Origin of the sequence: Streptococcus suis (assembly GCF_902702775.1) — a bacterium.
In the GTDB taxonomy this organism is placed as follows: domain Bacteria; phylum Bacillota; class Bacilli; order Lactobacillales; family Streptococcaceae; genus Streptococcus; species Streptococcus hashimotonensis.
On record NZ_LR738724.1, the window covers coordinates 855,492 to 879,884 of the forward strand.

25 protein-coding genes are annotated in these 24,393 nt (G+C 40.0%); 21 read left to right on the forward strand and 4 right to left on the reverse strand.

The annotated features are described in order from the left end of the window. Position 1: 1 nt before the first annotated feature. The 9 genes from pstC to GPW69_RS04310 all read left to right on the forward strand — a co-directional run bounded on the left by pstC (position 2) and on the right by GPW69_RS04310 (position 8,349). Positions 2-919: a phosphate ABC transporter permease subunit PstC gene (gene pstC / locus GPW69_RS04270; RefSeq protein ID WP_002937619.1), complete on the forward strand. Its 918-nt coding sequence runs from the start codon at positions 2-4 to the stop codon at positions 917-919. Further along, positions 909-1,796: a phosphate ABC transporter permease PstA gene (pstA, locus tag GPW69_RS04275; RefSeq protein WP_074391085.1), complete on the forward strand. Its 888-nt coding sequence runs from the start codon at positions 909-911 to the stop codon at positions 1,794-1,796. Before pstC ends, pstA begins: the two co-directional genes overlap by 11 nt. Positions 1,797-1,820: 24 nt before the next feature. After that, entirely contained in the window at positions 1,821-2,624 is an 804-nt protein-coding gene (gene pstB / locus GPW69_RS04280; protein WP_002940866.1) for a phosphate ABC transporter ATP-binding protein PstB, read from the forward strand. Positions 2,625-2,635: 11 nt separating this feature from the next. Continuing rightward, positions 2,636-3,394: a phosphate ABC transporter ATP-binding protein PstB gene (gene pstB, locus GPW69_RS04285; RefSeq protein ID WP_074391084.1), complete on the forward strand. Its 759-nt coding sequence runs from the start codon at positions 2,636-2,638 to the stop codon at positions 3,392-3,394. Positions 3,395-3,420: 26 nt separating this feature from the next. Continuing rightward, positions 3,421-4,077: a phosphate signaling complex protein PhoU gene (gene phoU / locus GPW69_RS04290; protein WP_024413748.1), complete on the forward strand. Its 657-nt coding sequence runs from the start codon at positions 3,421-3,423 to the stop codon at positions 4,075-4,077. A 165-nt stretch (positions 4,078-4,242) separates the two neighbouring features. Continuing rightward, positions 4,243-4,782: a hypothetical protein gene (locus tag GPW69_RS04295; protein ID WP_024413749.1), complete on the forward strand. Its 540-nt coding sequence runs from the start codon at positions 4,243-4,245 to the stop codon at positions 4,780-4,782. 193 nt (positions 4,783-4,975) lie between these two features. Further along, positions 4,976-5,647: a response regulator transcription factor gene (locus GPW69_RS04300; RefSeq protein WP_074391083.1), complete on the forward strand. Its 672-nt coding sequence runs from the start codon at positions 4,976-4,978 to the stop codon at positions 5,645-5,647. Then, positions 5,640-7,019, forward strand: a complete 1,380-nt coding sequence (locus GPW69_RS04305; RefSeq protein WP_024413750.1) for a sensor histidine kinase — start codon at positions 5,640-5,642, stop codon at positions 7,017-7,019. The genes GPW69_RS04300 and GPW69_RS04305 overlap by 8 nt, the downstream gene beginning before the upstream one ends. 100 nt (positions 7,020-7,119) lie before the next feature. Next, on the forward strand, positions 7,120-8,349 hold the full coding sequence (locus GPW69_RS04310) for a transglutaminase domain-containing protein (protein WP_074391082.1): 1,230 nt from the start codon (positions 7,120-7,122) through the stop codon (positions 8,347-8,349). 263 nt (positions 8,350-8,612) lie between these two features. Here the strand turns inward: GPW69_RS04310 and rpsT are convergent, their stop codons facing one another. After that, positions 8,613-8,861: a 30S ribosomal protein S20 gene (gene rpsT, locus GPW69_RS04315; RefSeq protein WP_012027069.1), complete on the reverse strand. Its 249-nt coding sequence runs from the start codon at positions 8,859-8,861 to the stop codon at positions 8,613-8,615. Between the two features lie 58 nt (positions 8,862-8,919). Next, positions 8,920-9,840: a type I pantothenate kinase gene (coaA, locus tag GPW69_RS04320; protein WP_002935283.1), complete on the reverse strand. Its 921-nt coding sequence runs from the start codon at positions 9,838-9,840 to the stop codon at positions 8,920-8,922. Positions 9,841-9,948: 108 nt separating this feature from the next. Between coaA and GPW69_RS04325 the strand changes: the two genes are divergently transcribed. The 9 genes from GPW69_RS04325 (at position 9,949) to GPW69_RS04365 (ending at position 18,491) form a co-directional block, all read left to right on the forward strand. Further along, positions 9,949-10,539 carry a class I SAM-dependent methyltransferase gene (locus tag GPW69_RS04325; protein WP_029188321.1) on the forward strand — a complete coding sequence of 197 codons (591 nt, stop codon included), beginning with the start codon at positions 9,949-9,951 and terminating at the stop codon, positions 10,537-10,539. Beyond that, complete coding sequence (locus tag GPW69_RS04330) at positions 10,536-11,813, forward strand: pyrimidine-nucleoside phosphorylase (protein WP_002940851.1); 1,278 nt, start codon at positions 10,536-10,538, stop codon at positions 11,811-11,813. Before GPW69_RS04325 ends, GPW69_RS04330 begins: the two co-directional genes overlap by 4 nt. A gap of 15 nt (positions 11,814-11,828) precedes the next feature. Then, entirely contained in the window at positions 11,829-12,491 is a 663-nt protein-coding gene (gene deoC / locus GPW69_RS04335; RefSeq protein ID WP_024418109.1) for a deoxyribose-phosphate aldolase, read from the forward strand. Then, positions 12,478-12,867: a cytidine deaminase gene (locus tag GPW69_RS04340; protein WP_002940839.1), complete on the forward strand. Its 390-nt coding sequence runs from the start codon at positions 12,478-12,480 to the stop codon at positions 12,865-12,867. Before deoC ends, GPW69_RS04340 begins: the two co-directional genes overlap by 14 nt. 80 nt (positions 12,868-12,947) lie before the next feature. After that, complete coding sequence (locus GPW69_RS04345; RefSeq protein ID WP_002940836.1) at positions 12,948-14,015, forward strand: BMP family lipoprotein; 1,068 nt, start codon at positions 12,948-12,950, stop codon at positions 14,013-14,015. 193 nt (positions 14,016-14,208) lie between these two features. After that, a complete protein-coding gene (locus GPW69_RS04350) occupies positions 14,209-15,744 on the forward strand; it encodes an ABC transporter ATP-binding protein (protein ID WP_002935272.1) in 1,536 nt (511 codons plus the stop codon). Then, positions 15,737-16,798: an ABC transporter permease gene (locus tag GPW69_RS04355; RefSeq protein ID WP_002935270.1), complete on the forward strand. Its 1,062-nt coding sequence runs from the start codon at positions 15,737-15,739 to the stop codon at positions 16,796-16,798. Before GPW69_RS04350 ends, GPW69_RS04355 begins: the two co-directional genes overlap by 8 nt. Before the next feature lies 1 nt (position 16,799). Then, positions 16,800-17,753: an ABC transporter permease gene (locus GPW69_RS04360; RefSeq protein WP_002940834.1), complete on the forward strand. Its 954-nt coding sequence runs from the start codon at positions 16,800-16,802 to the stop codon at positions 17,751-17,753. Positions 17,754-17,960: 207 nt separating this feature from the next. Beyond that, complete coding sequence (locus tag GPW69_RS04365; protein WP_024402194.1) at positions 17,961-18,491, forward strand: dihydrofolate reductase family protein; 531 nt, start codon at positions 17,961-17,963, stop codon at positions 18,489-18,491. Between the two features lie 42 nt (positions 18,492-18,533). On the opposite strand, the gene GPW69_RS04370 is transcribed toward GPW69_RS04365, so the two are convergent. After that, positions 18,534-19,517 carry an L-lactate dehydrogenase gene (locus tag GPW69_RS04370; protein WP_002940816.1) on the reverse strand — a complete coding sequence of 328 codons (984 nt, stop codon included), beginning with the start codon at positions 19,515-19,517 and terminating at the stop codon, positions 18,534-18,536. Between the two features lie 188 nt (positions 19,518-19,705). On the opposite strand from GPW69_RS04370, the gene gyrA reads away from it, so the two are divergent. From gyrA to radC, 3 genes are all read left to right on the forward strand, one after another. Then, a complete protein-coding gene (gyrA, locus tag GPW69_RS04375) occupies positions 19,706-22,150 on the forward strand; it encodes a DNA gyrase subunit A (protein ID WP_024383413.1) in 2,445 nt (814 codons plus the stop codon). A 6-nt stretch (positions 22,151-22,156) separates the two neighbouring features. Further along, a complete protein-coding gene (locus tag GPW69_RS04380; protein WP_024385286.1) occupies positions 22,157-22,906 on the forward strand; it encodes a class A sortase in 750 nt (249 codons plus the stop codon). Positions 22,907-23,020: 114 nt separating this feature from the next. Further along, complete coding sequence (gene radC, locus GPW69_RS04385; protein ID WP_002935253.1) at positions 23,021-23,701, forward strand: RadC family protein; 681 nt, start codon at positions 23,021-23,023, stop codon at positions 23,699-23,701. On the opposite strand, the gene GPW69_RS04390 is transcribed toward radC, so the two are convergent. Beyond that, positions 23,698-24,390, reverse strand: coding sequence for a gamma-glutamyl-gamma-aminobutyrate hydrolase family protein (locus GPW69_RS04390; protein WP_074391081.1), 693 nt, complete (start codon positions 24,388-24,390; stop codon positions 23,698-23,700). The genes radC and GPW69_RS04390 overlap by 4 nt on opposite strands. Positions 24,391-24,393: the final 3 nt, after the last annotated feature.

Consider the following 24,393-nt stretch of genomic DNA (forward strand, 5'->3'; position numbering starts at 1 on the left):
CATGAAAAACGAACAACTAGCAAAAGAGTTATCGTCTCCATCTAAAAATTCTCGATTAGAGAAGTTTGGTAAGGTAATTACATTCCTTTGTCTATCATTGATTGTCTTTATTGTTGCAATGATTTTGATTTTCGTTGCGCAGCGTGGATTATCGACTTTCTTTGTTGACGGTGTGAGCATCACTGATTTCTTATTTGGAAGCAAGTGGGAACCAAGCTCGAAAATATTTGGTGCTCTGCCAATGATTTCAGGTTCTTTCATTGTTACGATTCTGTCAGCTGTTGTTGCGACCCCTATCGCAATCGGTGCAGCGGTCTTCATGACAGAAATATCACCAAAACGTGGTGCAAAAATCTTACAACCTGTTATCGAACTGTTGGTTGGTATTCCATCGGTTGTATATGGTTTCATTGGTTTGCAAGTAGTTGTACCATTTGTACGTTCAATCTTCGGTGGAACAGGTTTCGGTATCTTGTCGGGTGTATTTGTACTTTTCGTTATGATTTTGCCAACAGTAACCTTTATGACGGTTGACAGTTTGCGTGCAGTACCTCGTCACTACCGCGAAGCAAGTTTGGCTATGGGAGCTACCCGCTGGCAGACGATTTGGCGTGTTATTTTGAACGCGGCTAAGCCAGGTATTTTTACGGCCGTTATCTTTGGTATGGCGCGTGCCTTTGGTGAAGCCTTGGCTATTCAGATGGTAGTGGGGAACTCTGCGGTTATCCCGACTTCCTTGACAACGCCAGCAGCGACTTTGACTTCTGTTTTGACAATGGGTATCGGTAATACGGTTATGGGAACTGTTCAGAACAACGTCCTATGGTCCTTGGCCCTAGTCTTGCTCTTGATGAGCCTTATCTTTAACATGATTATGAAATTTATTACGAGAGAGGGTAAGAAAAACTATGCACGCTAAAAAATTTGATAAATTGGCGACTGGTATTCTTTACTCAATCGCTGGTGTGATTGTCGTTATCTTGACGTCACTGATTCTTTATATCTTGCTACGTGGTCTGCCACATGTAAGCTGGGATTTTTTGACAAGTAAATCTTCATCTTACAAAGCTGGCGGAGGTATTGGAATTCAGCTCTACAACTCATTCTTCCTATTGGTTGTGACGCTCTTGATTTCTGTTCCCTTGTCAACCGGGGCAGGTATTTATTTGGCTGAATATGCTAAAAAAGGTCCATTGACTAACTTTATCCGTACCTGTATTGAGATTTTGTCATCCCTACCGTCCGTTGTCGTTGGTTTGTTTGGTTACTTGATTTTCGTTGTTCAGTTTGAGTACGGTTTTTCTATCTTATCAGGTGCCTTGGCTCTTACAGTCTTCAACTTACCACAGATGACGCGTAACGTAGAGGACAGCCTTCGTCACGTTCACCATACACAACGTGAAGCAGGATTGGCTCTTGGTCTATCACGTTGGGAAACTGTTCTCCATGTTGTTATTCCAGAAGCACTTCCAGGGATTGTAACAGGTATCGTCTTGGCATCTGGTCGTATCTTCGGTGAAGCAGCAGCTCTTATCTACACGGCTGGTCAGTCAGCTCCAGCTCTTGACTGGTCAAACTGGAATCCATTGAGTGTTACTAGTCCGATTTCTATCTTCCGTCAATCAGAAACCCTTGCGGTTCATATCTGGAAGGTAAACAGCGAAGGGACAATCCCAGATGCAACCCAAGTTTCTGCTGGTTCAGCAGCAATCCTCTTGATTTTCATCTTGATTTTCAACCTTTCTGCACGATATATCGGTAAGAAACTTCATGCGAAAATGACTTCAGCAGCCTAGAAGTCTGACTTATAAGGAGAAAAAATGGCAGATTACAACTGGAATGAACGCCATATCATTACTTTTCCAGAGGAGAATATCGCCCTTTCGACAAAAGATGTTCATGTTTACTATGGTAAAAATGAAGCGATCAAGGGCATTGATATGCAGTTCGAAAAAAATAAAATTACAGCCTTGATTGGACCATCAGGGTGTGGGAAATCAACCTATCTTCGCAGTCTTAATCGTATGAATGATACTATTGATATTGCTAAGGTAACCGGTCAAATTCTTTATGAAGGAATCGACATCAATAGACCAGACATGAACGTTTACGAAATTCGTAAGCATATCGGAATGGTATTCCAACGTCCCAACCCATTTGCAAAATCTATTTATCGTAACATCACATTCGCACATGAACGTGCAGGCGTGAAAGATAAGCAGGTTTTGGATGAGATTGTTGAAACTTCTCTGAAACAAGCAGCCCTTTGGGATCAGGTAAAAGATGACTTGCACAAGTCAGCCTTTACCTTATCAGGTGGACAGCAACAGCGTTTGTGTATTGCACGAGCTATCTCTGTAAAACCACAAATCTTGCTTATGGATGAGCCTGCATCAGCCTTGGACCCGATTGCGACTATGCAGTTAGAAGAAACTATGTTTGAATTGAAGAAGGACTACACCATTATCATTGTTACGCACAATATGCAACAAGCAGCTCGTGCAAGTGATTACACAGCTTTCTTCTATCTGGGTGACTTGATTGAATATGATAAGACAGCAAACGTCTTCCAGAATGCAAAACTCAAGTCAACTAGTGACTACGTTTCAGGACATTTTGGATAGAAAGGGAACAAATGACAACACCTATTTTACAAGTAAAAGATTTGTCTGTTTACTATAACAAGAAAAAAGCCTTGAATAATGTGTCAATCGATTTCTATCCAAATGAAATTACTGCTTTGATTGGACCATCTGGTTCTGGTAAGTCAACCCTCTTGCGTTCTATTAACCGTATGGGAGATTTAAACCCAGAGGTAACATTGACAGGTGCGATTGATTACAACGGAAAAAACATATACAGTCCTCGTACGGATACTGTTGATCTTCGTAAGGAAATCGGTATGGTCTTCCAACAACCAAACCCATTCCCTATGTCTATCTATGAAAATGTTGTCTACGGTCTTCGTATCAATGGTATTAAGGACAAGCAACTTCTTGATGAGACTGTAGAGCGTGCCTTGATTGGTGCTTCTATTTGGAACGAGGTTAAGGATCGTTTGCACGATTCAGCAGTTGGTTTGTCTGGTGGTCAGCAGCAACGTGTATGTGTGGCCCGCGTATTGGCGACAAGCCCAAAAATTATTTTGTTGGATGAGCCAACTTCAGCCCTTGACCCAATCTCGGCTGGTAAAATTGAGGACACACTTTATGGTCTGAAAGATAAGTATACAATGGTGCTAGTAACACGTTCTATGCAACAGGCATCACGTATTTCAGATCGAACAGGTTTCTTCCTTGATGGCGATTTGATAGAATACAATTTGACAAAAGAAATGTTCATGAACCCTGCAAACAAAGAGACAGAAGATTATATTACAGGTAAGTTTGGTTAGGCCTGTTAAAAAGAAAAGAGGTTTATATGTTAAGAGCGCAGTTTGAAGAAGAATTAGGAAAACTTCACAATCAATTTTACGCCATGGGAAATGAAGTTTTGGCTCAAATTAATAATGCTGTTCGTGCCTTTACAACTCATGATCGTGAATTGGCTAAAGAAGTGATCGAAGCCGATAAAAAAATCAATGATTTTGAAATTAAACTCGAAAAGAAATCTTTAGAGATTATTGCTTTGCAACAACCAGTTTCTACAGATTTACGTCGAGTAATCACTGTCTTGAAAGCAACAAGTGACTTAGAACGTATGGGAGACCACGCAGTTTCGATCGCAAAAGCTGCTATTCGTATGAAAGGCGAAGTCCGTATTCCAGTAGTTGAAGATGAAGTGAAGAAGATGGGGCGCGAAGTTCGAAAACTTGTTGAAGAAACTTTGGAGCTTTATCTTGGTGATGCGGATATGGAAGTCGCATATGAAGTAGCTGCTCGTGATGAGGTTGTTAATGAGTTTTATTCAAGTATCCAAGAATTGACAACGGAAGAAATCAAGAAGAATCCAGAATCCTTGGTTGCTGGTCGCGACTATTACCAAGTTTTAACCTACTTGGAACGTGTCGGTGATTATGCTAAAAATATTTGTGAGTGGGTTGTTTATCTACGCACAGGTGATATTACAGAGTTGTAATTCAGAAGTCCGAGAGGGCTTCTTTTTTATGTAATAAACTTTTATAAAAATGCTGGATTTCTTTAGCTTGGTTTAAGTTTTTAGTAATATACTATTATCATCAGGTAAAGAGGAGTTATTTAGTGGGCCTCATTCTGATAATATTCTATTGAAAAGAGGAATTTCATGTCATTTATTAATCAATTTAAGTCACAGTCAAAAACAGTACTAGCTGCTGTTGTGATTTCAGCTGCTACCTTGGGCTTTGCAGGGGGAATGAGTATTTCGAAAAGCTCAACAGGAGTTTCAACACAAAGTCAGGCAAGTTTGGCGCAAAATAATTCTGCAGCAACGAATGGACAGGTAGCCGCATCTGCGAATACCCAAGGTATGCCACCAGGTCAAGGTGGAGCTCCCCAAGACATGCCACCAGGACAGGGTGGAGTACCCCAAGGCATGCCACCAGGTCAGGGTGGAACTAGCCAAGGTATGCCACCAGGTCAAGGTGGAGCTCCCCAAGACATGCCACCAGGCCAAGGTGGAGCTAGCCAAGGCATGCCACCAGGTCAAGGAGGTCCTAGCCAAGGTACAACCCCTCCTGATGCAACAAGTGGAGCAACCCAGTCAAACTCGAGTACTTCTTCTGATGAAGTGAATGCTTTAAAAGAGAAGAATCAAGAAATTAAAGCTCACATTTCAGGGGATAGTAGTTCTTCTAATCAATAAACATTGAGATTTTGGTTTCTACTTGTTCCATGATATAATGAACACGTATCAATAAATAGTTAGCTAAAGCCTACCCGATCATTCATTTTTAAGATGGTCACAACGGGACTTTATCTAACCATTTCTATTAAAGACCATGCCCTGTGTCCAGGTCTTTGGTTTGTTTATTAAACCGAAACATAAGGAGTATATGATGATTAAAATATTGTTAGTGGAAGATGATTTAAGCCTATCAAATTCTGTTTTCGATTTCTTAGATGATTTTGCGGATGTTATACAGGTTTTTGATGGCGAAGAGGGCGTTTATGAGGCGGAAACAGGCGTTTATGATTTGATTCTTTTGGATTTGATGTTGCCTGAAAAAGATGGCTTCCAAGTTTTGAAAGAGTTACGTGAAAAAGGTGTTACGACCCCTGTTCTGATTACAACAGCCAAGGAAAGTCTAGAGGATAAAGGCCATGGTTTTGAATTGGGAGCTGATGACTACTTGACAAAACCGTTTTATTTAGAAGAATTGAAGATGCGAATTCAAGCTCTATTAAAACGAGCGGGTAAGTTTAATGAAAACACACTAACTTATGGGGACGTGACCGTTGACTTATCGACAAACTCTACAACTGTAAATGGCGAAGAAGTTGAATTGCTAGGAAAAGAATTCGATCTACTAGTCTACTTCTTGCAAAATCAAAATGTTATCTTGCCAAAAACTCAAATTTTTGACCGTATTTGGGGATTTGACAGTGACACTACTATTTCAGTAGTAGAAGTATATGTTTCTAAAATTAGGAAAAAGTTGAAAGGAACGACCTTCGGGGAAAATCTTCAAACCCTGCGTAGTGTCGGGTACATTCTAAAAAATGCCTAAGCGAATCAGAAAATTAGTGTATACGGATAAATTTTCCTTCTTTATCCGTTATTTTGCAGTATTTACCCTGATTTTTGGCTTGATGACAGCTATCATTTTTCAATTAATGCGTTCAACTATGTATCAAAATTCCGATAATACCTTGAAACGGATTAAGGAAGAACCAGCGATGGCTGTTGGTTTTGCAATCGCAAGAACCTATGAGCCCAACTCTGTCTTTATACTTCAAGATAGCCCAACTAGTGAAGAAACGACGAGCTCTAGCTCAGATAGCATGCCTGTTTCTAAAGATCAAAAAAATACTAGAGATGGAGATCAGCTGAGATTAGGTGTCAATACTCATGTCTTACTCTATAGTAAAAGTGGAGAAATGGTCAATCCGGATACTTTTACTGGTTTGGCCGACCTACCGTTAGATAAGGAAAAATTGGGCGAAATTAAGGAAGCAACGGTTGAATCAAGCTTCGGTATGTCTGAAGATTATCGCTATGTGACGATTGAGCTGGCTACAGATGAACTAGGTTATTATTCGTCCTATGATATAAAATATGCGACAATTTTAGTGAATGTCAGCCAGATAAAATCCTCCATTGAGACCTATGAATCGACAGTTGCTATTGTTATGGTATCAGCTTGGCTCATTTCTATCTTGGCCAGTATTTACCTATCAAATCTTAGCATGCGTCCAATTCTAATCAGCTATCAAAAACAAAAGGACTTTGTCGAAAATGCTAGTCATGAGTTGCGTACGCCGCTGGCTGTTCTCCAAAATCGTTTGGAGAGCCTGTTTCGCCATCCCGAAGCGACGATTTTAGAGAGTAGTGAAAGCATCGGATCTAGTTTGGAAGAAGTTCGAAATATGCGATTATTGACAACAAACCTGCTCAATTTGGCTCGTCGTGATGATGGCTTAAAAGTCGATATGATCGATGTCCAACCGAATTATTTTGATGAAATCTTTGCTAATTACCTTATGATTGCCGAAGAAAATGGAAAAACACTAACAGTTAATAATTTGATTCATCAGCCGATTCGAACAGATAAGGTCCTGATTAAACAGTTACTTACCATTTTATTTGACAATGCCATGAAGTATACCGACGATGATGGCAGAATTCAAATTACAGCTAATATCAAGGATAAATCTGTCTACTTCACAGTTACCGACAATGGTTTGGGAATCAGCGATGCCGATAAGAAGAAAATCTTTGATCGCTTTTATCGAGTTGATAAGGCCAGAACACGTCAAAAAGGTGGTTTCGGTCTAGGATTATCGTTGGCTCAGCAAATTATTAAGACACTAGGTGGGAAAATCTCTGTTAGAGATAACCAACCGAAAGGAACTATTTTTGAGGTAGGATTACCTAAATAAAACAATATTATTAGGCTAGGAAAATTCTAGTCTAATTTTTTTGTGTAGTTTGTCAGAAGCCTCCTAATTATGTTATACTTAAACAAGAATGGAGGTAAATATGAGGAAAGTTTCTCGTGGCGTTTTAACCATATTATTGTCGGCGACAGTCCTTTCTGCTTGTTCAGGAGGAGGACAAGAGCTGAGTGAACGTTTGGAAGCAGCTAAAATTGAATTTTCTAAAGAAAAAAAGCAACTAGAAGCAGAATTAACAGCATTAAAAGAAGAGGTTCAAGGAAATTTCTACTACCAACAATTGGATACTGATAAGGAACGTCGTGTCTATCTCCAATTTGTTAATGGACTCAGCAAGTGGATGCAAGTGATTGATATTGATTCTGTTAATGATGAAATATATTCGCGCGTCTATTTTTCTGTCGCTCATGATTATCCAGAATTTTACTGGCTAACAGATGAAGCGGCAATGACTGGCGGAGTGGATATATTGGATTTAGAAGAGCCAGCGTATCCGACTGATTTATCTCCGACACGAAATAAAATAGAAGAGGAAGTGAATAAGATACTTGCTCAGGCACCAACAGGGTCGGACTATGAGAAGGTTAAATATTTTTACGAGGTGATTATAAAGCAAACGGATTACGACCTTGAAGCCCTACAGACCAACTCTGTCACGTGGAGAAGCCAAGGAATTACCAGTGTACTCTTAGATAAGAAATCGGTTTGTGCTGGCTATAGTCGCACCTTCCAATATTTATGTAAAAAAGCAGGCATTGATTGTATCTATGTCACAGGGCTTGCAAAAAATGGGCAAAACGGTGAGTTTGGGCATGCTTGGAATCTAATCAAGATAAATGGACAATACTATGGAGTTGATACGACTTGGGGAGACCCAGTTTTTGATCAAGCTATAAGTGGAGAAGCACATACAGATATTTCATACGATTATCTATGTGTCCCTGATGAAATCTTAGAGAGAAGTAGAATTGCTGATACCGACCTCCTCGACTACTGGGGAGAAGAACAATATTACGAACCTAGAGCATTGACCTATCCAAAGTGCACAGATAATTCATTGAATTACTATGTTCAAAAGGGAGTCTATTTCACAAGCTTTGATGAAGCTGCAGTTTTACAGTCCATCACTGATCAGCGACTACAAGGTACGGATAAAGTAGTCTTGCAATTCGGAACAGCAGAAGCAATGCAACAAATGATTACATTGGCCTCTACTGAAAATAATGCTATTTTTCAGGCTTTGGGCGATGTAGGAGAGTATCAGTACTATTATAATGATCAAACCTATACATTTGAACTGGCAGATTGGTTCTAACGAATTAGTTTGAATCTCAAGGAGCGTATTCTTCCCTAATAATAAAAAAATAGGGAGTGGGAAAGACATCCATGATGGCTCCGCCTCACCCACAGAATAATGAAAACGAACATAAAGCCCTCACTAGGTGTAGAATCTTAGTGAGGGCTTTGTGGTTGACGAGTTAATGATGTTATTCATCGAGGGAAAAATTGATCCACTTTGTCTCGCCTCCTTATGGTGGAAAAAACAAAAAAAAGGAAACCCAAAGGTTTCTTTTTTAATTAAGCAAGTTTTGATGCAAGACGTGCTTTATCGCGGCTTGCTTTGTTTTTGTGAATCAAACCTTTAGTTTCTGCTTTATCGATTGCTGAACTAGCAGCACGGAAAAGCTCTTCAGATGGGTTAGCTTCAAATGCTTTGATTGCAGTACGCATAGCTGATTTTTGTGCTGAGTTTTTCTCGTTTTGTTTAACGTTCAATTCAGCGCGTTTGATAGCTGACTTAATGTTTGCCAATGGTTTCACCTCCACCCTTTCTTGTACTAACTATACCATTATATCTGAAAAGAGTATTTTTGACAAGTGAAATTTATTTTTTTAGATAAATTTTATCAATCTCATGGTTTTCGGCCTTATGAAGAATAATATCAGCACGGTTTCTGGTTGGTTCAATGAATTTTTCTAAGTTAGCTAGATTAATGTTTTTCCAAGTATTCTGGGCAATAGATAGAATCTCAGGGTACGTCATCTGGGTAAAACGATGGTAATAGTTGTTAGGGTCATTTTTTGCCAATGTCAATAATTTTTGGAATCGCTCCAAGTACCAGGTTTCAATATGCTCCACATCAGCGTCAACGTATATAGATAGGTCAAAATAGTCACTGACATAGAGGCGTTGGTTTTGTGGATTTTGAAATACATTGATTCCTTCAACAATCAAGAAATCTGGAGACTTAATCTCCTGAGTTTTGTTGGGGACAATATCATAGATTTCATGTGAATAGACAGGAATTTGGCAGTCGTAGCCGTTTTTTATCTTATCAAGGAAATCAATCAATTTCTCCATGTCATAGGACTCAGGAAACCCCTTTTTATTTAACAGTTGCCGTTCTTCTAAAACCGCATTTGGATGGAGAAATCCATCTGTTGTTACTAATTCAACCTTGGCGTGTTTAAATGTCCGAGCGATAAGAATTTGCAGCAATCTACTAGTTGTTGATTTGCCGACAGCAACACTTCCAGAAACGCCAATGATAAACGGTTGAGGCTTGATAGTTTTCTGTAGAAATAAACTCTTCGTAAAATTTAGGTCTTTGCGTGCTTTCCGATAGATATGGATAAGATTAACCAAAGGAAGATAGATGTCAGAAACCTCATGTAATTGGATGCGGTCGTTAAAACTTTTAATAGAATTTAGTTCGCTTTGACTAAGTGGAATGGTAGTCTTACGATGTAGTTGTTGCCAAGTGGCTCGGTCAATTTGTTCAAAATTTAAAAATTCATTTTTCATACATAATTCTTCCTATAGGTAAGCGTTTCAATATCGATTTCATTTTATCATATTTTTCATGTAAGAAAAACTCTTGAAAACGTTTTTAGGAAATGTTATAATAAGTACATGTCCAATATGTATTACGAAAAAAATCCTACAGTAGCACATGATATTCATGAAATCCACGTAAACTTACTAGACACCCCAATGTCTTTCATGACAGATGCAGGTGTTTTTAGCAAGAAGATGGTTGATTATGGTAGTCAAGTGCTTTTAAAAACCCTTCATTTTGAAAAAGGGGCATCGGTGTTGGATGTTGGTTGTGGTTATGGCCCAATTGGTTTGACACTTGCTAAGGTGTTCAGCACCAAGACAACACTGATTGATATTAATAGCAGAGCTTTGGATTTAGCTACAAAAAATGCTGAGAGGAATGGTGTTACCGCTAAAATTTATCAATCCAATATCTACGAAAACGTGGACGAAACATTCAATCATATTGTTTCAAATCCACCTATTCGGGCCGGAAAATCGGTTGTACATGAAGTAATTGCTGGAGCCTTTCAACGCTTAGAGGTAAACGGAACCTTGACCATTGTCATTCAAAAGAAACAAGGTGCACCGAGTGCCAAGGCTAAGATGGAAGAGGTGTTCGGCAACTGCCAGATTATAAAGAAAGACAAGGGTTACTACATCCTTGAAAGTGTGAGAGAATGAGAGCAGTTGATTTAATTCAAAAAAAGCGTGATGGCTTAGAACTATCGTCTGAAGAAATCAAATGGTTGATTGATGGATATGTAGCCGGGACAGTACCGGATTATCAAATGTCAGCCTTGGCGATGGCGATTTATTTCAAAGGGATGTCAACACGTGAGATTTCTGATTTGACAATGTCCATGGTTGCAACAGGTGAACAGATTGATTTGTCTGCAATTCCAGGCATCAAGGTAGATAAGCATTCTACAGGTGGTGTCGGAGATAAGGTTACACTCATCTTAGCGCCATTGGTAGCAAGTTTTGATATTCCAGTTGCAAAGATGAGCGGTCGTGGACTTGGTCATACTGGCGGAACTTTGGATAAGTTAGAGTCAATCAAAGGATACCAGATTGAAGTTAGTCAAGAAGATTTCATCAAGCAAGTTCAAGATACTGGTGTTGCAGTTATTGGACAGTCAGACAATCTTGTCAAAGCTGATAAATTACTCTATGCCCTTCGAGATGTGACAGCAACCGTTGACATTATTCCACTGATTGCCAGCTCGGTAATGTCTAAGAAAATTGCTGCAGGTGCGGATGCGATTCTTCTAGATGTAACAGTGGGAGAAGGCGCCTTCATGAAGACCGTTGAAGAAGCACGGGTTCTAGCTCAAACCATGGTGGATCTTGGGAAGGCGGTTGGGCGTAAGACAGTTGCAGTTTTGACTGACATGTCTCAACCAGTTGGAACTTCGATTGGAAATCGTTTGGAAATTTTAGAGGCTATTGAAATTTTACAGGGTAAAGGTCGAGAAGATGTTACCGAATTTATCTGTGAACTAGCCCAAATTATGTTGGGGCTTGCAAATGTTGAGAAAAGCATTGAAGAAGTACGCCAACATATTGACAATGGTGCAGCTTTGAAGAAATTTGAAGAGATGGTCCTTGCCCAAGGTGGTGACTTAGAAGATTTATATCGTCCAGTTCAGGTTACACAGCAAGTTCCAGTTCTTGCGGAGGAGGATGGATACCTTGTGGGGCTTCCTGCGTTGGAATTCGGTCTCTTTGCAATGAAACTTGGTGCAGGTCGCGCAGTCAAGACAGACGATTTAGATTATGAAACAGGTATTGTTTTCCATAAGAAAGTAGGGGAAGCTGTTTCTAAGGGTGAACAAATCGCAACGATTTATGCCAATGAAAATATTTCGGAAAACATGCTTACAAATTTCCAAAAAAATGTTAAAATAGATAAAGAAAGTGTAAAAACGAAAGAAATCATAGAGATTATTTCTTAATGTACGGAGAAAACCATGAAATTGAATAAATATATTGACCATACAATCTTGAAACCTGAGACAACACAAGAGCAGGTTGAAAAGATTTTGGCAGAAGCAAAAGAATATGATTTTGCAAGTGTCTGTGTTAACCCAACTTGGGTCGCTTTAGCAGCTGAAAGCTTGAAAGATAGTGATGTAAAAGTGTGTACGGTTATTGGTTTCCCTCTCGGAGCAAACACACCTGCTGTAAAAGCATTCGAAACAAAAGATGCAATTTCAAATGGAGCAGATGAGATTGACATGGTTATCAATATCGGTGCTCTGAAGACTGGAAATTACGATTTGGTTTTGGAGGATATTAAAGCTGTTGTAGAAGCAAGTGGTGATAAACTAGTCAAAGTTATCATCGAAGCATGCCTTCTTACTGATGATGAGAAAGTGAAAGCTTGTCAATTATCTCAAGAAGCTGGTGCGGACTATGTTAAAACATCTACAGGATTTTCTACAGGCGGTGCTACAGTAGCGGATGTTGCCTTAATGAGAAAAACAGTAGGTCCTGATATGGGAGTGAAGGCTTCAGGTGGTGCACGTTCGTATGAAGATGCTATTGCTTTTATCGAAGCAGGAGCGTCTCGTATTGGTGCGTCATCAGGCGTGGCAATCATGAATGGAGCACAGGCGGATGGAGACTATTGATTTAATTGAATTAGCTGTAAAAAACAGTCAAAAAGCATACGTACCGTACTCAAAGTTTCCAGTTAGTGCAGTTCTTGTAGCTAAGACAGGGGAAATATTTACGGGTGTAAACATTGAAAATGCGAGCTTTGGTTTGACCAATTGCGCTGAAAGGACAGCTATTTTCAAGGCCATTTCTGAAGGTGTGAAAGATTTTTCTGAGATCATTATTTATGGTGAAACAGAAAAGCCAATATCTCCTTGTGGAGCTTGTCGCCAAGTTATGGCAGAATTTTTTGATAAGGATTTAAAAGTGACCTTGGTCGCTAAAGATAAATCGACAGTCGAGATGACAGTCGGGGAATTACTTCCATATTCCTTTACAGACTTAACCTAGTCTGTATGACAGTCATTTGACTGTAGCAATATTACTCTGCAACAATGTAGTTGCAAAAAGATTTTTAGGAGGGTTCAGAAATGAACAAGAAACTTGTTGGACTTGGTCTAGCAGCTGTTGCGGCTGTATCTTTGGCTGCATGTGGTAACCGTGCTTCAAAAAGCAGTAGCTCAGAAGCATCTTCATCAGCGGACACATCTGTGAAAGCTGCTATCGTTACTGACATTGGTGGTGTTGATGACCGTTCATTTAACCAATCTGCATGGGAAGGTCTTCAAGAATGGGGTAATGCAGCTGGTCTTTCTAAAGGTAATGGCTACGATTACTTCCAATCAGCTAATGAATCAGAATACATCACAAACCTTGATTCAGCTGTTGCTGGTGGTTACAACCTTGTGTTCGGTATTGGTTTTGCCTTGGAGAGTGCGATTGCTGAGGTTGCACCAAATAATCCTGACACACACTATGTAATCGTGGATAGTGTTGTTCCAGATCAAGACAACGTAGTTAGCGTAGGTTTCGCAGACCATGAAGCATCATATCTTGCTGGTGTTGCTGCAGCTAAGTCAACTAAAACAAACCACGTAGGTTTCATCGGTGGTATGGAAGGTGTTATCATCGATCGCTTTGAAGCTGGTTTCGTTGCGGGTGCTAAGTCTGTAAACAAAGATATCAAGATTACAGTTGACTATGCAGGTTCATTTGGTGATGCTGCTAAAGGTCAAACTCTTGCAGCTGCTCAATATGCTGCAGGTGCAGATGTTATCTTCCACGCTTCTGGTGGTACTGGTAACGGTGTATTTGCTGCTGCTAAAGCAGAAAATGAAACTCGTAATGAAGCAGATAAAGTTTGGGTAATCGGTGTTGACCGTGACCAATCAGCAGAAGGTGAATACACTTCTAAAGATGGTAAGTCTTCTAACTTTGTATTGGCTTCAACATTGAAACAAGTTGGTACTTCAGTTAAAGATATTGCAACTAAAGCTGTCGCAGGTGAATTCCCTGGTGGTCAAGTACTTCAATTCTCATTGAAAGATAAAGGTGTTGAATTGGCAGAAACTAACCTTTCAGAAGATGCTTCTAAAGCAGTTGCAGATGCTAAGCAAGCTATCTTGGATGGCAAAGTAGAAGTTCCTGAAAAACCTTAATGAATTTCTTTTCGACAATTCCGATTCGGCGACCCGACGGGGTCGCCGTTTTCGGGCTGAGATTTTTCTCAGTAAAGCCTATCAGCTATGGTAGGTTTTACTGACAAAAATGGTATAGTTGATGAAGAATTTTAAGTACTAAAGTGGTACTGAAGAATTTTCAGAAGGCTATAGTCAGAAAGGATAATAGATTATGACTAAGGATTATGTCATTGAAATGCGCAATATCACTAAGATATTTGGTGAATTTGTAGCAAATGACCACATCAATTTGAATGTCAGACGTGGTGAAATCCATGCCCTTCTTGGTGAGAATGGTGCGGGTAAATCTACTCTGATGAACATGCTTGCTGGCTTGTTGGAACCTACAAGCGGTGAAATTGTTATCAACGGTCAATCCGTGAAGATTGACTCTCCATCCAAAGCAGCCCAATTGGGTATTGGTATGGTGCACCAACACTTTATGTTGGTTGATGCTTTCACAGTTGCTGAGAACATCATTCTTGGTTCTGAAACCACCAAAGGTGGCGTGATTGACCTTAAAAAAGCTATCGCAGAAATAAAAGAACTTTCTGCTAAATATGGTCTTGAAGTTGATCCAACTGCAAAGGTTGCAGATATTTCTGTGGGTGCACAGCAACGTGTAGAAATCCTTAAAACACTTTACCGTGGAGCCGACCTTTTAATTTTTGATGAGCCGACAGCTGTATTGACCCCTGCGGAAATTGCAGAGCTCTTGAAAATTATGAAAGCCTTGGTTGAAGAAGGTAAATCTATTATTTTGATTACGCACAAATTGGATGAAATTCGTGCAGTTGCCGATAGTGTAACAGTTATTCGTCGAGGTAAATCAATCGAAACAGTTGCCGTTGAAGGAGCAACAAACCAAGATTTGGCTGAGTGGATGGTTGGACGTTCCGTTTCCTTTAAAACAGAGAAAGTTGAAGCGAGTCCTAAAGAAGTCATTTTGTCAATTAAGGATTTGGTTGTCAATGAAAACCGTGGTATCCCAGCAGTTAAGGGCTTATCGCTTGATGTTCGAGCAGGTGAGGTTGTTGGTATTGCCGGTATCGACGGAAACGGTCAAAGTGAGTTGATTCAGGCAATCACTGGTTTACGTAAGGTAAAATCTGGCTCAATCACTATCAAAGGTGAGGAGGTAGTTGGTAAAACTCCACGTAAAATTACAGAAATGCAAGTGAGCCACGTTCCCGAAGATCGCCATCGCGATGGACTAGTTCTTCCGATGACTGTTGCTGAGAACTTTGCGCTTCAAACTTACTATAAAGAACCGATTTCAAAAAATGGTATTTTGAACTATAATATCATTAATGAAAAAGCACGCGCATTAATGGAAGAATTTGACGTTCGTGGGGCGAGTGAACTCGTTCCAATCAAGGCTCTTTCAGGCGGTAACCAGCAAAAAGCTATCATCGCGCGTGAAATCGATCGCAACCCAGACCTTTTCATTGTTAGCCAACCAACACGCGGTTTGGACGTTGGTGCTATTGAGTATATTCGTAAGCGTCTCATTGCAGAACGTGATAAGGGTAAGGCTGTTCTTGTTGTCAGCTTCGAATTGGATGAAATTTTGGATGTATCAGATAGAATTGCTGTTATCCATGATGGTGTCATCCATGGTATTGTTGAACCTGCTAAGACCAATAAACAAGAGTTAGGCGTCTTGATGGCAGGTGGACATATTGAGAAGGGAGAAGAACATGCTTAATAAATATAAGAATTTGGCCCTTCCATTAATGGCTGTGGTCAGTGGTATCCTACTTGGAGCGATTGTCATGCTTGTTTTTGGCTACGATCCAATTTGGGGCTATGAAGAGTTATTCTATTCAGCTTTTGGTAATATCAAATCAATTGGTGAAATTTTCCGTGCAATGGCACCACTTGTTTTCACTGCTCTCGGTTTCGCAGTAGCTAGTCGTGCAGGTTTCTTCAACGTTGGTTTGTCTGGTCAGGCCTATGTTGGTTGGGTTTTTGCTGGATGGTTTGCCTTGGCGAATCCTGACTTACCACGTCCAGTTTTGATTTTGGGAACAGTCTTGATTGCTATGTTGGCAGGCGGTATTGCTGGAGCTATTCCAGGTATTCTACGTGCCTATTTGGGAACAAGTGAAGTTATCGTTACGATTATGATGAACTACATCTTACTCTATTCATGTAACTATATCATTCGTGATGTATTTGCAGATAGTTTGATGAAGAATACAGACTCGACAGTTAACGTGTCAGCAAATGCCTCTTACCAAACAGAGTGGCTCCGTGCATTGACAGATAACTCACGTATGAATATTGGTATTTTCTTTGCCATTATTGCAGTTTTTGTGATTTGGTTCCTATTGACCAAAACGACTCTTGGTTTTGAGATTCGCTCAGTGGGGCTTAACCCAACAGCATCGGATTATGCGGGTATGTCTGCGAAACGTACAATTATTCTATCTATGATTATTTCAGGTGCTCTTGCGGGTCTTGGGGGAGCTATCCAAGGTTTGGGTACTTTCCAAAACGTTTACATTCAAAGCGGTAACTTAGATATTGGTTTTAATGGTATGTCAGTAGCGCTTTTAGCTTCTAATTCACCGTTAGGTATTCCATTGGCTGCCTTTCTATTCGGTGTTCTTTCTGTCGGTGCTCCAGGTATGGTACGTGCACAGATTCCACCTGAATTGATCAACGTTGTTACGGCATCAATCATTTTCTTTATCGGTGTGAAATTTATTTTTGAACAATTATTAAAATCTAGAAATAAAGCGAAAGGAGCGAAATAAGATGAATGTTTCAATTCTTGCCTTACTCATTTCGCAAATGTTGATTTATTCAGCACCCTTAATCTTTACCAGTCTTGGAGGAGTTTTCTCTGAACGCGGTGGTATTGTAAACGTTGGTCTAGAAGGAATCATGGTTATCGGTGCCTTTGCTGGTGTTGTTTTCAATATCGAATTTGCAGGGACATTTGGTAATGCTACTCCATTATTAGCTGTTATTGTAGGAGGTCTTGCTGGTGTTATCTTTGCCGCTATTCATGCGATGGCGACGATTAATTTCCGTGCAGACCACGTTGTCTCAGGTACGGTGTTGAACCTTTTGGCTCCAGCTTTGGGAGTTTTCCTAGTCAAGGTTATCTATAATAAGGGTCAAACTGATAGTATTACTGAATCATTTGGTAAATTTTCATTCCCTATCTTGGCAGATATTCCAATCATTGGTGAAATTTTCTTCAAAAATACAAGCTTGATGGGTTATGTAGCTATTGCAACAGCATTTCTTGCTTGGTTCATCCTTTATAAAACCAAGTTTGGTTTGCGCCTTCGTTCAGTAGGTGAACATCCGCAGGCAGCGGATACTTTGGGAATCAATGTCTACGCTATGCGTTATGCAGGTGTGTTGATTGCTGGTTTCCTTGGTGGTGTTGGTGGAGCTGTAAGTGCTCAATCAGTGAATATCAACTTCTCTGCAACAACAATCGTAGGTTCAGGTTTCATCGCTCTAGCAGCTGTAATTTTCGGTAAGTGGAATCCAATTGGCGCTATGCTTGCCAGTCTATTCTTCGGTCTTTCGCAAAGTTTGGCAGTAGTGGGTGGACAATTACCAGGATTGAAAGATATTCCAACGGTTTATCTTCAAATTGCACCATATTTGATTACTGTTATTGCCCTGTCTGCTTTCTTTGGTAAAGCAGTCGCTCCTAAAGCAGACGGTATCAACTATATCAAATCTAAATAAATAAAAAGGTCCAGTGGACCTTTTTATCATGAGCTTGAAAATACGAAAGCGAATAAGGTCCAGTGACCTTTTTATCATGTTCTTTGCTGTATAGGAAATGAATAATTGTCCTATTCAAAGGAAGAGGAGTTATAGGGACTTTTGGTTGAGAATAGGAAGAATGACTGGTATAATAGTTTGTCACTAAGGTATGAAATGAGGTTAATTGTGAGACGATTGGTGTTAAATATTGCAATGAGTTTAGATGGATTTATTGCACGTAAGGATGGAAGCTACGATTGGATTGAAGGACATGGTACCGATAAATACGATACGGTCTTACAGTTTGATAATCAAAATTTCTTTAACAACTGTGATACAGTTGTGATGGGGAGAAAATCATTAGAAGATTGTCCGTTGGAAATGATTGAAGGACATCAGGAAAAGCAATTTATCGTTGCGAGTCATACTGAGCAGACGGACTATGGTAATGTGCGTTTCGTAAGGGACGTCATCGGGGAGATTATGGAACTTTGCTCTCAAGAAGGTGGAGATATTTGGTTGTTTGGTGGGGCAAGTCTGGTTCAGGACTGTTTAGAGGCGGGAGTGATTGATCACCTTATTATTGGGATTATTCCTACTATTTTGGGTGACGGTATTCCACTTTTTGCCTCACTTTTGGAAGAAAAGAAATTGCTCTTGGTAGAGTCAACTGTCACAGATGGAATTGCTATGTTACGTTATGATATTAGAAGGTAAAAAAGGCGAGCTATTGCTCACCTTTTTTACTATTTTATATAATTAGTTTTTTACACCAGCTGCAATTTCTGGGTTTGCGAAAGCATCATCGATGATGTCTTTCAATTGTTTAGCAGATGCTTGCATTTTTTGCAATTCAGCTTCGCTCAATGGGATATTGACTGGACGAACGATACCGTGGGCACCGATGATAGCAGGTTGACCGATGAAGACATCTTCAACACCTTCGTATTGACCAGCTTGGTAAACTGACAATGGAAGTACTGCATTTTCATCATCAAAGATTGCTTTAGTGATACGTGCAAGTGCAACACCGATACCGTAGTAAGTTGCGCCTTTTTTGTTGATGATTGAGTAGGCTGCATCACGAACAGATACAAACAAGTCAACAAGACCTTGCTCATCAATATCGCGGTTATCTTGCAACCAGTCGTACAATTTCACACCAGCAACGTTGGCATGTGACCAAACTGCAAATTCTGAGTCACCATGCTCACCCATGATGTAAGCGTGAACTGAACGTGCGTCGATACCGATTTTCTCAGCCAATGCTTGACGGAAACGAGCTGAGTCAAGAGAAGTACCAGAACCGATAACACGCTCTTTAGGGAAACCAGAGAATTTCCAAGTTGAGTAAGTCAATACGTCAACAGGGTTAGCAGCAACAAGGAAGATACCGTTGAAACCAGAGTTAACGATTTCTGTAACGATTTGTTGGTTGATACGAAGGTTTTTCTCTACCAATTCAAGGCGAGTTTCACCTGGTTTTTGTGGCAAACCAGCTGTCAATACAACCAAGTCTGCGTCATGAGCATCTGAATACTCAGCAGAGTAGATTTTTTTAGGGAATGTGAAGGCCAATGCGTGGCTCAAGTCTTCTGCATCACCTTGAGTACGGTCTTTGTTGATATCGATAATACCCAATTCTTGACCAATACCTTGGTTAACAAGAGCATAAGCATAAGCAGAACCTACGGCACCGTCACCGACAAGGATTACTTTTTTGTGTTGTTTAGTTGCAGTCATTGCTAAACATCTCCTTAGTTTTATTTGGGGATGACTTCATCCCGACCATAATACATTCTAGCATGTTTTAAGCTTTTTGTCACTTGTGAAAGCGCCTTTGAAAATGTTTACATGCTAGTTTCCAACAAAGAAATTTATTCGCCAATATGGTATAATAGAAGCACAATGACTGTTGAAAGAGGCATATAATGCAAGATAAAAATTTAGTAACGGTTAATCTGACCAATGAGATGAAATCATCCTTCATCGACTATGCGATGAGTGTTATCGTTTCGCGTGCTCTGCCTGATGTACGTGATGGTCTGAAGCCGGTTCATCGCCGTATTTTGTATGGGATGAATGAATTAGGAATTACACCAGATAAACCACATAAAAAATCAGCCCGTATCACAGGGGATGTTATGGGTAAATATCACCCGCATGGAGATAGTGCGATTTACGAAGCAATGGTTCGTATGGCACAATGGTGGAGCTACCGTCACATGTTAGTTGATGGTCACGGAAACTTTGGTTCCATGGATGGCGACGGAGCAGCCGCTCAGCGTTATACAGAAGCACGCATGAGCAAGATTGCGCTTGAAATGCTTCGTGATATTAACAAGAACACGGTAAATTTTGCGGATAACTATGACGCGAGTGAACGTGAGCCTGAGGTTTTACCTGCTCGTTTCCCTAACCTTCTGGTTAACGGAACGACTGGTATCGCCGTTGGTATGGCTACCAACATTCCTCCACACAACTTGGGTGAGACTATCGAGGCAGTTAAGCTGGTTATGGACAATCCCGAGGTAACAACACGTGAGATTATGGAAGTCTTGCCTGGACCAGATTTTCCGACAGGTGCCTTGGTTATGGGGAAATCTGGAATTCACCGTGCTTATGAAACTGGTAAAGGTTCAATAGTTCTTCGTTCCCGCACAGAAATTGAAGAATATGGAAATGGTCGTGAACGCATTGTTGTTACAGAGTTTCCATACATGGTCAATAAGTCCAAGGTTCAAGAACATATTGTCAAATTAGTCCAAGAAAAACGTATTGAAGGAATCACTGCTGTTCGAGACGAATCCAACCGTGAGGGTGTACGATTTGTTATCGAAGTTCGTCGTGATGCCTCTGCTAACGTTATTTTGAATAACCTATTCAAGCAAACACAGCTTCAAACCAACTTTAGTTTCAACATGTTGGCCATCCAAAATGGTGTACCGAAAATCCTTTCTGTACGTCAGATTCTAGAGTCTTATATTGAACACCAAAAAGAAGTAGTCACTCGCCGTACACGATTTGATAAAGAAAAGGCTGAAGCGCGTGCTCATATCTTAGAAGGCTTGCTGATTGCACTTGACCATATTGATGAAGTCATTCGTATTATCCGTAATTCAGAAACTGATGCTATTGCTCAAGCTGAATTGATGGAGAAATTTGACCTTTCTGAACGTCAGAGTCAGGCTATTCTTGATATGCGTCTTCGTCGTTTGACAGGTTTGGAACGCGACAAGATTCAATCAGAATATGATGAGTTAGTGGCATTGATTGCAGATTTGGCTGATATTCTAGCTAAACCTGAGCGTGTTGTTCAGATTATTAAAGACGAATTAGAAGAAGTCAAACGTAAATATGCTGACCCACGCCGTACAGAATTGATGGTTGGTGAAGTTCTTTCCCTTGAAGATGAGGACTTGATTGAAGAAACGGATGTTTTAATCACCTTGTCAAACCAAGGCTACATCAAGCGTTTAGCACAGGATGAGTTTCAAGCTCAGAAGCGTGGAGGACGTGGGGTTCAAGGAACTGGCGTCAAGGATGATGATTTTGTACGAGAATTAGTTTCTACAAGCACTCATGATCGCTTGCTCTTCTTCACTAACAAGGGACGTGTTTACCGTCTCAAAGGCTATGAAATCCCAGAATATGGTCGTACTGCAAAGGGACTTCCAGTAGTCAATTTGCTTAAATTGGAAGAAAACGAGGCAATTCAAACTATTATCAATGTAACTAAGGACCAGGAGGCAGATAGCTATCTCTTCTTTGCAACCCGCCAAGGTGTTGTAAAACGGACTAGTGTGTCAGAATTTGCCAATATTCGCCAGAGCGGTCTGAAAGCTTTGAATTTGAAAGAAGACGATGAACTCATCAATGTTTTCTTAACAAATGGTCAAGCAGACATTATTATGGGGACTAAGTTCGGTTATTCTGTACGTTTCACTGAAACAGATGTTCGTAATATGGGCCGTACAGCAACAGGTGTTCGTGGTATCAATTTACGCGAGGGAGACCAGTTAGTTGGCGCTACTATGATTTCTGATGACCAAGAAGTACTCGTATTGACGGAAAAAGGTTTTGGTAAACGTACACCAGCCAGTGAGTATCCAACCAAAGGTCGTGGTGGTAAGGGTATCAAGACTCTTAAAGTTGCTGATAAGAATGGCTCTCTAGCAGGTTTGACAACGGTATCTGGTGATGAAGATATTATGGTTATTACCGATACTGGCGTGATTATTCGTACAAGTGTTGCCAATATCTCTCAAACTGGTCGTTCAACCATGGGTGTAAAAGTGATGCGCTTGAATGATGAAGCGAAAATCATGACCTTTGCCTTGGTAGATGCTGCCGAAATAAAAGAAGAAAAGGAATAAATAATCATGTCAAAACGTGAAAAAAAGAAGAAGCGTAAAGGTTCTTTTTGGCGCAATCTTTTAACAGTTGTATTGATACTGATTTCCCTAGCGTTGATATTCAACACCTCTATCCGTAATTTTATTATCGGCTGGAATACGAATAAATACCAGATTAGCAATGTTACGACAGAGGATATCGAAAAGAATAAACAGGCTGAAACAACATTTGATTTCGATCAGGTTCAGTCTATTTCTACAGAGGCTATTTTAGCAGCTCAGTGGGATGCACAACGCTTACCTGTAATTGGTGGAATTGCGGTTCCCGAGCTTGGCATCAACCTTCCTATTTTTAAAGGGGTCTTCAATACTTCGCTCATGTATGGAGCTGGTACCATGAAGGAAAACCAAGAGATGGGGAAAGGAAATTATGCGTTGGCTAGCCACCATATTTTTGGTGTAACTGGTGCGGCAGATGTTCTCTTTTCACCGCTTGATCGTGCTAAAAACGGCATGAAAATCTATATTACTGACAAGACCAATGTTTACACCTACGTTATTGATAGTGTGGAAATTGTTTCGCCTGAAAGTGTCTATGTCATTGATGATGTAGAAGGACGTACAGAAGTTACCTTGGTAACATGTACGGACTATAATGCAACACAACGTATCATTGTAAAAGGAGTTCTTGAATCAACAACTCCATATAATGAAACTGCAAAAGACATCTTAGATTCCTTCAATAAGAGTTATAATCAGTATGATTATGGACAATAAAACATCTATATATTAAGGATAAAGAAGTGGTATAAGACTGAGGAGATATTCTTTGGTTTTATATGGCTTCTTTTTTTTGCGAGATTTTACGAATAGATAGGTGAGGAGGAAATTATGTATCAAATTGAATTTAAAGAAGAGGCCATTCTACCTAGAGAACGTTTAGTAGAAGTTGGAGCTGAGCGTCTCAGTAATCAGGAATTACTAGCAATTTTTATTAGAACTGGGACAAAAAAAGAACCTGTTTCTATTCTCTCCAATAAATTATTGAATCGTTTGGAGAGTTTAGCGGCTCTAAGAGAATTATCAATTGAAGAATTGCAAAGTTTGACTGGAATTGGGCGCGTCAAGGCGATTGAAATTAAGGCTATGATTGAACTTGGAAAACGTATCAATCAATCAGAGCTACTCTTAAATGAGAGAATTTTGGGAAGTGAGAAGTTGGGACGTAAGATGATTCATGAAATCGGGCATAAGAAGCAGGAGCATCTTGTTGCACTTTATCTCAATACACAGAACCAGATTATCAGTCAAAAAACGATTTTTATTGGGAGTGTTAATCGTAGCATTGCAGAACCACGTGAAATTTTGCATTACGCAGTAAAATGCATGGCAACATCGATTATCATCGTTCACAACCACCCGTCGGGTTCAGTACAACCTAGTAGGAATGATTTGCTATTTACGGAGAATTTAAAAGAGTCCTGCGAAAAGCTAGGACTGGTATTATTAGATCATTTAATTGTTGGAAATAAGGATTACTATTCTTTTAGAGAAGAAAGTGAGTTATTTTAAAGTTTATTGACAATATAGTGGAAGAGGTCTTTTTCAATCTCACGTTTACCGTAGAGTAGTTCAGGATGCCATTGAACCCCTAAAAATTTAGTTGGGTAGGCTGAATGAACAGCTTCAATAATCTGTTGATTATCCGATAGTGCAATGATTTCTAAGTCAGATGCTAAGTCTTTGATAGCCTGACGGTGAAATGAGTTTACAGTCAGATCGGACTTATATATGTCGTAAAGTGGACTATTTTGAGTCAGTTGAATCGTTTGACTGACTTCTTGTCCGTCTATGTCTTGCCAATGTTCAGAAATTGATTGATGAAGGCTACCACCTTGAGCTACATTGTAGAGCTGTAGACCTCGGCAGATACCGAAGATAGGTTTCTGATTTTCTTGGGCAGCCCTTATGAGGGCTAATTCAAACTCGTCACGCTTTGGTAGATAATTATCGCTGTCAATAGTCCTTTCTTCGTGATAGTAACTTGGCTGGACATTTTGTCCTCCTGTTAGGATGAGTTTGTCAATAAGATGGATATAATATTTTGCCACATCAGGCTCTGTAACAGGAAGGATGAGTGGGAGTCCGCCAGCATCTTCAATAGCTTGTACGAGGCAAGTCTGGGTATAAGAAAGCAGGGGTTCTGTATGATCCCCTGTTTTATATTCATTTCCAGAAATACCAATAACTGGTTTTTTCATTGC

Bases quoted from the DNA above. Each gene is read 5' to 3' on its own strand.
- pstC (WP_002937619.1), top strand. From the start codon at position 2: ATGAAAAACGAACAACTAGCAAAAGAGTTATCGTCTCCATCTAAAAAT.
- pstA (WP_074391085.1), top strand. From the start codon at position 909: ATGCACGCTAAAAAATTTGATAAATTGGCGACTGGTATTCTTTACTCA.
- pstB (WP_002940866.1), top strand. From the start codon at position 1,821: ATGGCAGATTACAACTGGAATGAACGCCATATCATTACTTTTCCAGAG.
- pstB (WP_074391084.1), top strand. From the start codon at position 2,636: ATGACAACACCTATTTTACAAGTAAAAGATTTGTCTGTTTACTATAAC.
- phoU (WP_024413748.1), top strand. From the start codon at position 3,421: ATGTTAAGAGCGCAGTTTGAAGAAGAATTAGGAAAACTTCACAATCAA.
- GPW69_RS04295 (WP_024413749.1), top strand. From the start codon at position 4,243: ATGTCATTTATTAATCAATTTAAGTCACAGTCAAAAACAGTACTAGCT.
- GPW69_RS04300 (WP_074391083.1), top strand. From the start codon at position 4,976: ATGATTAAAATATTGTTAGTGGAAGATGATTTAAGCCTATCAAATTCT.
- GPW69_RS04305 (WP_024413750.1), top strand. From the start codon at position 5,640: ATGCCTAAGCGAATCAGAAAATTAGTGTATACGGATAAATTTTCCTTC.
- GPW69_RS04310 (WP_074391082.1), top strand. From the start codon at position 7,120: ATGAGGAAAGTTTCTCGTGGCGTTTTAACCATATTATTGTCGGCGACA.
- coaA (WP_002935283.1), bottom strand. From the start codon at position 9,840: ATGAAAAATGAATTTTTAAATTTTGAACAAATTGACCGAGCCACTTGG.
- GPW69_RS04325 (WP_029188321.1), top strand. From the start codon at position 9,949: ATGTCCAATATGTATTACGAAAAAAATCCTACAGTAGCACATGATATT.
- GPW69_RS04330 (WP_002940851.1), top strand. From the start codon at position 10,536: ATGAGAGCAGTTGATTTAATTCAAAAAAAGCGTGATGGCTTAGAACTA.
- deoC (WP_024418109.1), top strand. From the start codon at position 11,829: ATGAAATTGAATAAATATATTGACCATACAATCTTGAAACCTGAGACA.
- GPW69_RS04340 (WP_002940839.1), top strand. From the start codon at position 12,478: ATGGAGACTATTGATTTAATTGAATTAGCTGTAAAAAACAGTCAAAAA.
- GPW69_RS04345 (WP_002940836.1), top strand. From the start codon at position 12,948: ATGAACAAGAAACTTGTTGGACTTGGTCTAGCAGCTGTTGCGGCTGTA.
- GPW69_RS04350 (WP_002935272.1), top strand. From the start codon at position 14,209: ATGACTAAGGATTATGTCATTGAAATGCGCAATATCACTAAGATATTT.
- GPW69_RS04355 (WP_002935270.1), top strand. From the start codon at position 15,737: ATGCTTAATAAATATAAGAATTTGGCCCTTCCATTAATGGCTGTGGTC.
- GPW69_RS04360 (WP_002940834.1), top strand. From the start codon at position 16,800: ATGAATGTTTCAATTCTTGCCTTACTCATTTCGCAAATGTTGATTTAT.
- GPW69_RS04370 (WP_002940816.1), bottom strand. From the start codon at position 19,517: ATGACTGCAACTAAACAACACAAAAAAGTAATCCTTGTCGGTGACGGT.
- gyrA (WP_024383413.1), top strand. From the start codon at position 19,706: ATGCAAGATAAAAATTTAGTAACGGTTAATCTGACCAATGAGATGAAA.
- GPW69_RS04380 (WP_024385286.1), top strand. From the start codon at position 22,157: ATGTCAAAACGTGAAAAAAAGAAGAAGCGTAAAGGTTCTTTTTGGCGC.
- radC (WP_002935253.1), top strand. From the start codon at position 23,021: ATGTATCAAATTGAATTTAAAGAAGAGGCCATTCTACCTAGAGAACGT.
- GPW69_RS04390 (WP_074391081.1), bottom strand. From the start codon at position 24,390: ATGAAAAAACCAGTTATTGGTATTTCTGGAAATGAATATAAAACAGGG.